The following is a 12,106-nucleotide window of genomic DNA, read 5'->3' on the forward strand; positions in this document are numbered from 1 at the left end:
ACTGCGTATGCCGGCTCTGGCGTACGTAGAGATTGCTAGATAAGCTATCTACGTGAAGAGCGAAACACGTGTGCCGCGCTGGCTGCGCCTCGGCATCCCCGCCCTGCTCGTACTGATCTGGCTCGTCGGCGGGACCGTGGGTGGTCCGTACTTCGGCCGTGTCGACGAGGTCGCGACCAACGACCAGTCGTCTTTCCTGCCGTCGAGCGCCGACGCGACGAAGGTGAATGAGCGCCTGACCGACTTCACCGGCGCCGAGGAGATCCCCGCCGTCGTCGTGGCGGCAGCCGATTCGCCGCTGGACGAGGCACAGCTCGCGGCGCTCGCCGAGCTCGGCACCGCCGTCGGCGAACTCGAGGGTGTGGGTGAGGTGTCACCTCCCATCCCCGCCGAGGATGGGCTCGCCGTGCAGCTGTTCGTCCCCATCGACGCCGCAGCGGACGTGGGCGAGATCGTCGGCGAGGTCCGGACGCTCGTCCAGGACGACGTCCCCGCGGGAGTGGATGCGTGGGTCACCGGTCCCGCCGGATTCACCGCGGACCTGGTCGAAGGCTTCCTCGGCATCGACGGGCTGCTCCTCGTCGTCGCGCTGGCCGCCGTCTTCGTGATCCTCGTCGTCGTGTACCGGTCGCCGCTGCTGCCGATCCTCGTGCTGCTGACGTCGGTGTTCGCGCTGTGCGTCGCACTGCTGACGGTGTGGTGGCTCGCGAAGGCCGAGGTCGTCGTGCTGAACGGCCAGGTGCAGGGCATCCTCTTCATCCTCGTCATCGGTGCCGCCACCGACTACGCCCTGCTGTACACGGCGCGCTACCGCGAGGCGATCGGCGCGGGGGCGAACCGATGGGATGCCGCGCTGCGGGCGTGGAAGGGATCGGTCGAGCCGATCCTCGCGTCGGGCGGCACGGTGATCGCGGGCCTGCTCTGCCTGCTGCTGAGCGACCTGGCCAGCAACAAGGCCCTCGGCCCGATCGCCTCGATCGGCATCGCGTTCTCGATGCTCTCGGCGCTGACGTTCCTGCCCGCACTGCTCGCCCTGTTCGGGCGGGCCGCGTTCTGGCCGTTCATCCCGCGCACGGGTGCCATCGACCTCCCCGACGATCCGGCCGCGCCGGTGCGCGGGATCTGGCCGCGGCTGGCCCGCTTCGTCGCCCGTCGCGCGCGACTCGTATGGATTGCGAGCACGGCGGTGCTGCTCATCGGCGCGGCCGGTGTGCTGCAGCTCAACGCCAACGGCGTCCCGTCGAGCGACCTCGTGCTGGGCGCGTCGGAAGCGCGCGACGGCCAGGCGGCGCTCGCCGAGCACTTCCCGGCCGGCTCCGGCAGCCCCGCCTCGATCATCGTTCCCGAGGATCGGCTCGCCGACGCTCTCGGCGTGCTCGAGGACAACCCCGGGATCGAGTCGATCACCGCGATCGCCGCCGACTCGCCCACCGGGCAGGTCTCCGTCGCGCTGCAGGACGGCGCCCCGGTGTTCACCGCGGCCGGCCCGCCCGGAGCGCCCGCCCCGTCGCCGACCGTGTCGGAGGGCGACGTCCTGCTGTCGGCGACCCTCACCGAGCCCGCCGATTCGCTCGAGGCGGAGCAGACCGTGCGCGACCTCCGTGCGACGTTCGCGGACGAGGTGCCGGGCGTGCTCGTCGGCGGTTCGACGGCCACGGACGTCGACACCAACGACACCTCGATCCGCGATCGGACGCTGATCATCCCGGTGATCCTCGTCGTCATCCTGGTCATCCTGATGCTGCTGCTGCGGTCGGTGCTCGCGCCGGTGCTGCTCATCCTCAGCACGATCCTGTCGTTCGGTACCGCACTCGGCGTCAGCGCGCTCGTGTTCAACCACGTGTTCGACTTCCCCGGGGCCGACCCCGCGGTGCCGTTGTACGGCTTCGTCTTCCTCGTCGCGCTGGGAGTGGACTACAACATCTTCCTGATGTCGCGGGTGCGCGAAGAGACGCTCACGCACGGTACACGCCGCGGTATCGCCCGCGGGCTCGTCGCCACCGGCGGCGTCATCACCTCGGCCGGTCTCGTGTTGGCGGCGACCTTCGCGGCGCTCGGCGTCATTCCGATCCTGTTCCTCGCTCAGATCGCGTTCATCGTCGCCTTCGGTGTGCTGCTCGACACCTTCGTCGTCCGGTCGCTACTTGTGCCCGCCCTCGCGCACGACATCGGGTCCGCCATCTGGTGGCCGTCGAAGCTGTGGCGGCGCGAGCGGGCCGAGCGCCGGAGCGTTCGGCCCGAGGGTCGACGCGACTGACGCACCCCAGCCGCCGGGCGTACCCTCGACCCATGACTCGTGCACTGTTCATCGTCGATGTCCAGAACGACTTCACGGAGGGAGGGGCGCTCGGCGTCTCCGGCGGCGACGCGGTCGCCGCCGCGATCACCCGTCACCTGCGCGCCCACGCCGACGACTACGCACTGATCGTCGCCTCGCGTGACTGGCACCACGCCGACCACGACAACGGCGGTCACTTCGCCGACGGCGAGCCCGACTTCGTCGACACGTGGCCCGTCCACTGCGTCGCCGACACCCCGGGGGCCGAGTACGACCCCGAGCTCGACACGCAGGCGATCACCCACCACGTGAAGAAGGGTCAAGGCATCCCCGCCTACTCGCTGTTCGAGGGCACGACGGATGCGGGTGAGTCGGTCGCCGAGTTGCTCACCGCGCACGGCGTGGTCGATGTCGACGTCGTCGGGCTCGCGACCGACTACTGCGTGCGGGCCTCGGCGCTCGACGCGCTCGCACACGGACGCCGGGTGCGCGTCCTGACCGATCTCGTCGCGGGTGTCGCGCCTGCCACGAGCGAGGCGGCCCTCGCCGAGCTGGCGCACGCGGGCGCGGAGCTCGCGACCGCCGAGGCGCGCTGACCTCAGCCCCCGTTGCGCGGCTTCCCGCCGCCGGGCTTGCCGTTGCCGTTGCCGTTGCCGTTCCCGCTGTTCGAACCCGGGCCCGAGCCGCTGTTCGATCCGGGCCCGTTGCCGTTGCCGCCCGGTCCCGCGGAACCGCCGGCGCCGACGTCCTCCGGCACGCTGACGGGTTCGGTGACCGGCTCGGCGGGCGCGGGCGGAGCGTCGACGACGACGGTCTCCTCGGTGCCCACGGCGTCGTCCGCGGATTCTTCGACGATCGGTGAGACGTCGGTCTCGACGACAGCCGGCGCGTCGGCCGGTTCGACGAGCGGGGTCTGCACGACCGGCGACTCGACCGGCGTGGTGGTCGAAGCCGTCTGCGGCTGAGCCAGGACGACGGATGCCGCGACGACCGCGGCCACGACCGCCGTCGCCACCCCGGTGACGAGAGCGAGCCGTCGCCGGCGCCGACGCTGGCGACGGCTGGCGGTGACACGGTCGGGAGCGGATGCTGCGGCCGCGGCGAGACTGGGGGAGACCAGGGTCGGGTTGGTGTCGGTGCGTGCGGCGGCGGTCGCCCGCGACGCGGTGACCGGGGCGCTGACACCGGCGGGCTGTGTCACCGGCCACGCGGCCGTGGCGAGGCCGGCCTGAGCGGCACGTCGCTCCTGCTCGGGGCGCGCGGCGAGTGCGTTCGACAGCGCCGCACGGACGCCGTCGCTCGGAATGCGCGCCATGACCTCGTGGGCGGTCGGACGATCGCACGGTTCGCGGGCGGTCATCTCGCACAGCAGATCGCGCCAGCGCGGATCCAGCCCGCCGGGGATCTCGGGATCGCGCGACAGACGCGCGAGGAGCTGTCCGCGGTTGCCCTCGGTGCCGGCGAAGGCCCGCTCGCCACTGGCGGCCTCGAGCAGCACGAGCCCGAGCGCATAGATGTCGGAGGCGGGTGCCGGATCGGCCCCGTGCAGCAGCTCGGGCGCGATATAGGCCGCTGTCCCGACGATGAGACTGGGCGAGGTCACGCGGTCGCTGTCCAGCAGGTGCGCGATGCCGAAGTCGGCGAGCTTGGCGCGCAGCGGCACCCCCAGCGCGGAGGAGCGCGCCAGGAGGATGTTGGAGGGTTTGACGTCGCGGTGCACGATGCCCGCGTCGTGGACGACGTGCAGCGCATCGGCGAGCTGCCCGCCGAGGGCCGAGAGCTCGCGGGCATCGAGGGGACCGTCGGCGATCCGGTCGGCGAGGGTGGTTCCGACGACGTGTTCCATGACGAGGAACCGCGGCTCGTGCGACAGGTGCGCGTCGAAGAGGGTGACGAGCCCGGGATGATTGAGCGACGCGAGCAGGCGCGTCTCGATGTCGGCTCGGTCGGCCGTCGCCTCGTCCGCCACGTCGGCTCGCAGCACCTTGACCGCGACGCGGCGGCCCAGGGCCTCGTCGTGCGCGAGGAACACCCGCGCCATCCCACCCGCACCGATGGGCTCGACGACCCGATAACGCGCGGCGAGCAGCGCACCCACGCCGACGGAATCGTCGCTCGCGGCTCGATCGTTCATCGTGCGTCCTCGTGCTCGGCCATCCCCACCCCGGGAAAACCGTAGACCCCCGGAATCGGTTCCGCCGCGGGCTGGCGCCCGGGCCCGACGCGCGCTATGCGTCGACGCTCAGGCGTTGCCTCGCAGTGCGACCACCGGTTCGATGCGCGAGGCGCGTCGCGCCGGGATGCCACCGGCAGCGAGACCGATCAGCGCCCCCAGCACGGTCCCCGCGACGGCGATCAGCGGGTCGAGCACGGGGGTCCACTGCTGCGCGACGGCGACGGCGAGCACGCCGAACACGCCCAATGCCGCGCCGATGAGACCGCCGAGCAGCCCGATGACGACCGACTCGACGACGAACTGGCCCGCGATCTGGCGACCGGTGGCTCCGAGCGCGCGGCGCAGGCCGATCTCTGCTGTGCGCTCGAGCACCGACAGCGTCGTGACATTCGCGATGCCGAGCCCGCCGGCGAGCAGCACGATGACGCCGAGGACGACGAAGACGACGTTGACGTCGCCCTGGACGTCACGAGCCAGGTCGGACCGGCCCTGCGGTGCACTCACCTCGAGGGTGTCTACGGCGTCGGGGGCGAGCGCGAGGGGTGCCTGCTCGCGCAGCTGCGGTCCGGTCCCGACTGTGATGTGTGCGATGGCATCGCCGGGGGCGCTCAGCCCGAAGTCGCTGCGCGCGGCGCCGGTGGGGATGACGACGGCGTCGACGAGCTCGGCGCGTCGCTCCATGTCGTCGAAGATGCCGACGACCGCGTAGGCGGTGCCGCCGATGAAGATGGACGGCTGGGTGTCGACGCGGTTGATCGACAGCCTTTCGGCAGCCCCCGCCCCGAGCAGCGCCACGCGGTCGCCACGGGCGTCGTGCCCCTCGTCGAAGCTCCGGCCGGTGACGATCGTTCCGCCGAGGGTGTCGAGGATCCCGCCGGAGGCGGCGAACAGTGCCGGGGGAGCAGCGGCGGCGACCGACGGGTCGTTGATCGGGACCGCCGTGATCGAGTTCTCGGGCGGCGTCACCGGGGCCAGTACAGCTGCCGCTTCGACGCCGACGAGATTCTCGAGCCGCTGCGGGGCGTCCCAGGGCAGGGATGCCGTCGCGACGCTCTTGCCGCCGCGCGCTTCGGCCTCGGCGGGCCCGATGCTCAGGTGGGTTGCCGCCGCGGCGTCGAACTGCCGTGCGATCTGCCCCGCGGCGGTCTGAGCGAAGCCGATGGTCGCCACGAGCGCACCGACGCCCAGCACGGTGCCGGCGATCGTCATGACGAGGCGACCCGGCCGCGAGCCGATGTCGACCGTCGCCTCCAGGACGAGGTCGCCGAAGCCGAACCGGTCGGCTCGCGGCACACGCTCGGCCTCGGCGACGGCCGTTGTGAGCGCGGCATCCGGGCGGTTGCGGCGCCGGGGCAGCCAACGCCGGAGCGCCCTCCGCGGCGCCGTCACGGGAGCTCGCTCATGCGACCGTCGGCGATTCGGATGCGCCGGGCGGCGCGATCGGCGACGTGCTGGTCGTGGGTGATGACGACGAAGGTCAGGCCGCCGGCGTGCAGCTCCTCGAACAGCGCCATGATGTCGGCCGTGGTGGCCTGGTCGAGGTTGCCGGTGGGCTCGTCGGCCAGAATCACGCGCGGCTGCGTCACGACCGCGCGGGCAACGGCGACGCGCTGGCGCTCGCCGCCCGAGAGCAGCCCGGGCAGGAAGTCGACCCGGTGACCCAACCCGACCCGCTCGAGGGCCTCGCGGGCCCGCGCGGGACGCTCGTCGCGCGGCATCCCGCTGTAGAGCATCGGCAGCATCACGTTCTCGAGCACCGTCCGACGGGGCATGAGATGGAACGCCTGGAACACGAAGCCCAGGCGGCGCGCGCGGACGGCGGCGCGCTCATCCTCGGTGTAGCCACCCGTCAGCTCGCCCGAGAGCCGGTACTCGCCGACGGTCGGGCGATCGAGCAAGCCGAGGATGTTGAGCATCGTCGACTTGCCCGACCCGCTGGGTCCGACGATCGAGACGTAGTCGCCGTCCGACACCGTCAGGTTGATGCCTTTCAGTGCCTGGACCTCCGGCGGACCGGGGAAGGATCGCGTCACATCGCGCAGCTCGATCACCGGCGGCACGGCGGCCCCGGCCCCGTCGGCTTCGAGCGCGACGGCGGTCGCCGCGGTCATCGGCCGACCACGACGAGATCGTCCTGCGTCAGCTCGCCCTCGATCGCCCGCACCTCGACCGCGCCGCCGGCCGACAGGCCCGTCTCGACGACGACCAGGCGCGTCCGGGCATCGGCGTCGCGCGGGTCACCCTCGACGACCTCGACACGCGTCTCGCCGCCCGGTCCCGCCGTCAGCGCGGCGGCGGGAACGCTGAGCACCTCGCCGGCGGTCGCGCCGACGGCGATGACCACCCGGACGTTGGACCCCTGCAACTGAGCGATCTGCTCCGCCGACAGCTCGGCGGGCTGAAGCGTCACCGTCCAGCGCGCCTGCCCGTCGGTGCCGGGGGAGACCTCGGTGACGGTCGCGGCGTGCTCGCCGCCGTCGGGCAGAGCGAACGTCGCGGTCGCTCCCGTCGTCAGCAGCTTGGCATCCGCCTCGGCGGCCGATCCGGTGAGCGCCACGGTGGCGCCCGACACGGTCATCGCGGCGCCCGCGAGGATGCTGCCGCGCTCGGCGGTCACAGCATCGACACGACGCGGGAGCTCGCTCAGGTAGAGCACCTCTCCGGCGGGGAGTGAGGGAAGAGCCTCCTGGCGTGCCCGCGTGAGATCGTCCTGCGCCTGCGTGAGCTGAGAGACGGCGGCATCCACGGCCGCTCGCTCGGCGGTCGTGTCGCGACCGGCGTTCAGCTGCTCGCGGCGCAGCTGCGCGAGGGCGAGCGCGTCTTCGGCGTCACCGATGGCGACGGTGTCGTCCGGCTGTGTCGTCCGCAGGCTCTCGAGCTGGCGCCGCGCGCTCGAGATGCCGTTGTCGGCTTCGCGGATCTCGACGGGTGAAGCGCCACCACGGGCGGCATCCAGCGCGCTGCGGGCGCTCGTGACCGCTTGCTCGGCGGAGCGGACGCCGTCCTGCGCCGCGCGCACGGCGCTCTCGCCGTCTTCCTCGCCCTCGGGTCCGGTGTACCCGACCGCGGCGTAGAGCGCCGTGACGGCGTTCGCCGCCTGCTCGTCGAATGACGCGTCAGCCGGGTCGCCCGCGTCGATGCCGACGGCGCGCATGGCCTGTTTGAACTGCACGACGTCCGGACCCGACACTCCGAAACGCAGCGTGCGGTACGCGGGCAGATCGCCCGGCAGGGTGATCACCGGGCGACCGGCGACCTCGAGTGCCACCGAGAGCGGCGACAGCTCGGCGCCGACCTCCGGCACCTGGCCGGTCACGACGGCCGGGCCCGAGATCGCCGAGGTGTCGATCTTCACCTCGACCGGGTCGGCGAAACCGACGTCGCCGCGGATCGTGACGTCGTTGCTCAACGCTCCGAAGGCGACCGGCACGGTCACGAGTCCGGGCGCGGGCGCGTCGTCTGCGGCGGCCGACGCGGCCGGCATCACGAAACGTCCGAGCAGCAGACCGCCCACCAGCGCGACGACCGCGACCGCCGCCGTCACCCACAGAGCCCGGTTGCGTGTGGCGACCGATCGCCATACGGCGAGCCGTCCGCCGCGCGTGGCCGCGCCTGTCGCTGTCGCGTCCGGATCGGCGTCGCCGATGAGTTCGTCGAAGGCGGCGTCTTCGGGCGACGCGGGCACGTCTGCTCGACCGTCGCTCACGAACGCGCCTGCTCAGCCGCCGCCTTCATCGCGTCGAGTTCCGCCTTGTGGTCCTCGATGAACGCCTCTTCCGCGGCGAACTGCGCCTTGTCGTAGGTCTCGCGGTAGTCGGTCTCCTCGCGGCAGTCGAGATCGGCCAGCGCGAGCTCGACCTCGCGCTCGTGCACCGCGTCGAACTGCGCCTCGTCGGGGCCGGTCTCGGGCGAGCTCTCGTCGTAGAGGGCGTTGAGTTCGTCGTAGACGGAGTTCTGGGCGTCGGACTGCGTCGCGAATCCGGGGTAGCCGGCTCCGTCCATGCATGCCGACCAGGCACGGTCGAGCTCTGCGATCTCGGGCAACGACGCGGCCTCCTCGTAGAAGGTGTTGATGGCGTCCATGACGTCGGCGAACTCGTCCGACTGCAGCGGGTCGTCGCCGCCGATCTCGTGGCTCGCCCACCCGCTGCATCCGGCGGTCTGCCAGTCGTACTCGTACGAGCCGTCCTCCGACATCTCCTCCTCGCTGGGAGCCGGTCCGTAGAGGGCCTCGTAGAAGGCCGTCTGCTCCGACTCCGACAGGCTGCTGATGTACTCGGCGTTGGGATCGCTCGTGACCTCCTCCGGCGCGGGCTCCTCATCGGCGCCGGGGTACTCGACGGCACCGTAGCCCCACTGGGACACGAACTCGCGATCGTCCGGCTTCCACTCCTCGCCGGATTCGAACGACACGCTCGCGGTCGGCATCGGCACGTACTCGAAGCCCTCGTCCTGCATGCACTGCGCCATGAGCTCTTCGCGCTGCTTGTCTTCGGCGGCGTACTTCGCCTCCTGCTCCTCCGGACTGAGGTCGCCACCGGAGATGGCCATGAAGTACTCGTTGAGCGGCGAGACCTTCTCAGCCGATGAGCCGGCGTCCGCGCCGGTGCAACCCGCCAGGACAAGGACCGCACCGACCATCGCCGGCGCCGTCCATCGAAGTGTGTTCCGGTGCACCTGCAACCCCCTTGAAATGAAGAACGCGCTCAGGCTATGGCGCGGGCGGGAGCGGCCGAATCATCCAAGAGGATGACGTTTGCGAGAAATCCCGGGATCGATGACGGCGCTCATCGCGGTGGGGGGCACCGTGCTGGCCGGCTGCAGATCGACCCGACGGACACCGCACTGCCCGCAGCGAACGTAGCGGACCACGCCCGCGGTGGTGCGATGGGCGGATTCGGTGGCCCACCCGTGGTCGTGTGCGCGGGGAGCGGCATCGGAGTCAGCGCCTGTCTGAGCGGGGGAGAAGGTGGTCATGCCCCGATCGTGCTGTAATGCCGTTATGCAGCTCAACCCTTACGGCGAGTACGCCGTCCTGCTCGCGGCATCCCTCGCCAACGATTGGCCGGCGGACCGCGACGGGATCGTCGCGCGGACCTACGAACACGGGATGACGGCCGTGTACGCGCCGGCGGAGGCCTCCGACCATGCACGTACCCGCGCCGTCATCGACGCGTGGCTCGGGATCGTCGACGCCGACACCGAGGCCCAGCGCGCGCGCCTGCTGAACGACCAGATGGCGGCGGCGACGGCGTACCCGCGACTGACCGATCATGACGGTGCCTGGCACCTGCACTATCGCGACGACGATCAGCGACTCCCGCAGGTGTTGCGCGCGGTCATCGCGGTCGGGACGGCGCTGCACGTGACCACGCGGGGGATGCGCCGGCTCGCGCGATGCGCGGCGGGAGGGGCCGCCGGAGATCCCTGCCGCAACGTCGTCGTCGACGTGACGCGCAACGGCCGGCAGCGCTACTGCTCGGTCCGGTGCGCGAACCGCGACGGCGTGCGCCGGCACCGCGCTCGCGCCGCCATAGCGCATCGCGACGGCTGACGACAAACGCCCTCGCCGGCCGCGACGACCCGTCACAGTGGAGAGGTGTCCAGCGCGCCGACTCCTTTCCGTGACTCCCCGCTGCCCGACGGATTCGGCCTCGTCGTCGGGAACTGCCAAGCCGAGACGATGCGGATCCTCCTGCACGCCGACGATCGGCCGACCGTCCGCGTTCCGCCCGTCCACGAGATGGATGCCGCCGGCACCGAGCGCCTGCACGAGCTGCTGCCGCGGGCGTCGTTCCTCGTCGCCCAGCCGGTGCGCGAGGACTACCACGGCCTGCCGCTGGGCACGCGGCAGCTCGCAGCGGCGCTGTCTCGCCACGCGCGGCTCGTGACATTTCCCGTCGTCCGCTACACCGGCCTGCACCCGTTCCAGGCCGCTCTGCACGTCTCGGGCATCGACGAGGTCCCACCGGTCGTGGCCTATCACGACGTTCGCACGCTGGCCGCGGTTGCCGGGCTGCCCGTCGCGCCGCGCCTGACGCGGCGCGCGGTCGAGCAGGTCGCGGCGGATTCGCTCGACGAGCTGCGGCGGCGTGAGCAGTCGATCGACGTGGCGGCATCCGATCTGCTGCAGCCGACCTCGGGCGAGGTGATGCGCACGGTGAACCATCCCGGGAACGCGGTCTGGATGCCGCTGGCGCAGCGGGTCCTCGAAGCGCTCGGCGACGCGGGGATGCCGACCGATCCCGGGCGCCCGTTGCTCGACGCCGTGCGGGCGCCGCTGGAGGAGTGGGTGGTCGACGCGTGGGGGCTGCCCGATGAGCCGCGGGCGCGCTGGCGAGCGGACGGAGTCGAGATCGAGCCCGAGCTCGTCGCGGCTGCTCACCGGGAGTGGTACCTCGCGCATCCGGCGTTCGTGGACGCGGCGGTCCGTCGTCTGCGTCGAACGCTCGGTCGCTGGCGGTTGTGAGCCCTCCCGCCCCGGTGCCCGGACCCCGTGCTAGCGTTGAAGGGTCCTCCGGGGCTCGTGCGTCGTTCGTCTGGCTCACCGTCGAGCAGATCGTCTGACGCGATCACTGGTTCATCCAGCCCCCATCTTCATGCGCACGCATCCGTGCGCCCCCGTTCTAAGGCACTCGTGCTCTCCACGCTTTCTTCTTCCGCGCCCGCTCTCGTCTGGCGGCAGGCCGACGCTGACTTCTACGTCGCAACCCTCGACGGCCAGTACGCCGGGTTCGTCACGACCGGCTCGGTGCCGGCCACCTTCGATGCTGAGAGCGGCCACGGCGCCGACCTCGGCGCGCACACCTCGCCCGAGGCCGCGGCCGCCGCCGTTGCCGACGCAGCTGCGCCCGCGCGCAGCGCCCCGTCACGCACGCGCCGGCGATCCGCGCGAACCGCGGCACCCCGTCCGCGACGCCATTCCTACGACCGTCACTGAGCCTCCCGGCTCGCTCGTGCCGGCGGCGGCGCCACGGCTCACTCGTACGTCGGAGGAGCGCTCTCGAGGTCACGGGCGATCGCGGCGACGCCGCGACGCATCTCGAGGTAGATCTCCCGCACGCTCGCTCTCTCGTTGAGCTCGGCGCGCCGCACCCACTCGTCGATCGTCAGGCGCAGCACGAGAGCGAGGGTCGACACGGCTGCGCGCGAAGCGATCACGTCGGCATCGGCCCCGGCGGCGTCGACGGCGGCATCCGTCAGCTGCTCGACCTGCTCGGCCTCGTTGCGCAGCGCGAGCGCCAGGAGCGAGGGCTCCGCGCCGACGATCCGGCGCACACGCAGGGCGCGGATGTGCTCGTCGGGGTGTGCGTCGAAGCGGTCGAGCAGGTTCAGCCAGCTGAGCTCGATACCCTCGACCACCGATGCGCCGGCGCGGACCGCCGCGATCGCATCGCTGACGACGCGGGCGGAATCGTCCGCGCTCGCGAAGACGGCTGCCTCCTTGGTGGGGAAGTACCGGAAGAACGTCCGCTGCGACGTGCCCGCCCGGCGTGCGATGTCGTCGACGGTCGTGCCGTGGACCCCGCGCTCCTCGAACAGCTCGAGAGCGGCATCCGACAGCTCTCGCTGCGTCTCGAGGCGCCGGCGCTCACGCAGTCCGGCGGGATGAGTGTGGGCGGGGGAGTCCTCGCGGTCGCGCTCCATGCAGG

At 71.9% G+C, this 12,106-nt stretch carries 11 protein-coding genes; 5 read left to right on the top strand and 6 right to left on the bottom strand.

Annotation, left to right across the window (positions count from 1 at the left end; translation table 11 throughout):
* The first annotated feature begins 52 nt into the window (after positions 1-52).
* Complete coding sequence (locus JOF37_RS14210; RefSeq protein ID WP_271174967.1) at positions 53-2,257, top strand: MMPL family transporter; 2,205 nt, start codon at positions 53-55, stop codon at positions 2,255-2,257.
* Between the two features lie 32 nt (positions 2,258-2,289).
* Positions 2,290-2,874, top strand: coding sequence for an isochorismatase family protein (locus JOF37_RS14215; RefSeq protein ID WP_210007413.1), 585 nt, complete (start codon positions 2,290-2,292; stop codon positions 2,872-2,874).
* Between the two features lie 2 nt (positions 2,875-2,876).
* Here the strand turns inward: JOF37_RS14215 and JOF37_RS14220 are convergent, their stop codons facing one another.
* The 5 genes from JOF37_RS14220 to JOF37_RS14240 all read right to left on the bottom strand — a co-directional run bounded on the left by JOF37_RS14220 (position 2,877) and on the right by JOF37_RS14240 (position 9,005).
* On the bottom strand, positions 2,877-4,412 hold the full coding sequence (locus JOF37_RS14220; RefSeq protein WP_210007414.1) for a serine/threonine-protein kinase: 1,536 nt from the start codon (positions 4,410-4,412) through the stop codon (positions 2,877-2,879).
* A 108-nt stretch (positions 4,413-4,520) separates the two neighbouring features.
* The gene (locus JOF37_RS14225) at positions 4,521-5,843 is read right to left on the bottom strand and encodes an ABC transporter permease (RefSeq protein ID WP_271174966.1); all 1,323 of its coding nucleotides are present in this window, start codon (positions 5,841-5,843) and stop codon (positions 4,521-4,523) included.
* Positions 5,840-6,565 carry an ABC transporter ATP-binding protein gene (locus JOF37_RS14230; RefSeq protein ID WP_210007415.1) on the bottom strand — a complete coding sequence of 242 codons (726 nt, stop codon included), beginning with the start codon at positions 6,563-6,565 and terminating at the stop codon, positions 5,840-5,842. The genes JOF37_RS14225 and JOF37_RS14230 overlap by 4 nt, the downstream gene beginning before the upstream one ends.
* Positions 6,562-8,160, bottom strand: coding sequence for a coiled-coil domain-containing protein (locus JOF37_RS14235; protein ID WP_210007416.1), 1,599 nt, complete (start codon positions 8,158-8,160; stop codon positions 6,562-6,564). The genes JOF37_RS14230 and JOF37_RS14235 overlap by 4 nt, the downstream gene beginning before the upstream one ends.
* Positions 8,157-9,005: a hypothetical protein gene (locus JOF37_RS14240; RefSeq protein ID WP_245338178.1), complete on the bottom strand. Its 849-nt coding sequence runs from the start codon at positions 9,003-9,005 to the stop codon at positions 8,157-8,159. The genes JOF37_RS14235 and JOF37_RS14240 overlap by 4 nt, the downstream gene beginning before the upstream one ends.
* Before the next feature lie 451 nt (positions 9,006-9,456).
* Between JOF37_RS14240 and JOF37_RS14245 the strand changes: the two genes are divergently transcribed.
* The 3 genes from JOF37_RS14245 to JOF37_RS14255 all read left to right on the top strand — a co-directional run bounded on the left by JOF37_RS14245 (position 9,457) and on the right by JOF37_RS14255 (position 11,394).
* Positions 9,457-10,008, top strand: a complete 552-nt coding sequence (locus JOF37_RS14245) for a CGNR zinc finger domain-containing protein (RefSeq protein WP_210007418.1) — start codon at positions 9,457-9,459, stop codon at positions 10,006-10,008.
* Positions 10,009-10,053: 45 nt separating this feature from the next.
* Positions 10,054-10,923, top strand: coding sequence for a WcbI family polysaccharide biosynthesis putative acetyltransferase (locus tag JOF37_RS14250; RefSeq protein ID WP_210007419.1), 870 nt, complete (start codon positions 10,054-10,056; stop codon positions 10,921-10,923).
* A gap of 168 nt (positions 10,924-11,091) precedes the next feature.
* Positions 11,092-11,394 (top strand): hypothetical protein, encoded by a 303-nt coding sequence (locus tag JOF37_RS14255; RefSeq protein ID WP_210007420.1) that lies wholly within the window; start codon positions 11,092-11,094, stop codon positions 11,392-11,394.
* Between the two features lie 38 nt (positions 11,395-11,432).
* Here the strand turns inward: JOF37_RS14255 and JOF37_RS14260 are convergent, their stop codons facing one another.
* Positions 11,433-12,101, bottom strand: coding sequence for a TetR family transcriptional regulator (locus JOF37_RS14260; protein WP_210007421.1), 669 nt, complete (start codon positions 12,099-12,101; stop codon positions 11,433-11,435).
* Positions 12,102-12,106 lie beyond the last annotated feature (5 nt).

Origin of the sequence: Microbacterium imperiale (assembly GCF_017876655.1) — a bacterium.
Taxonomy (GTDB): Bacteria; Actinomycetota; Actinomycetes; order Actinomycetales; family Microbacteriaceae; genus Microbacterium; species Microbacterium imperiale.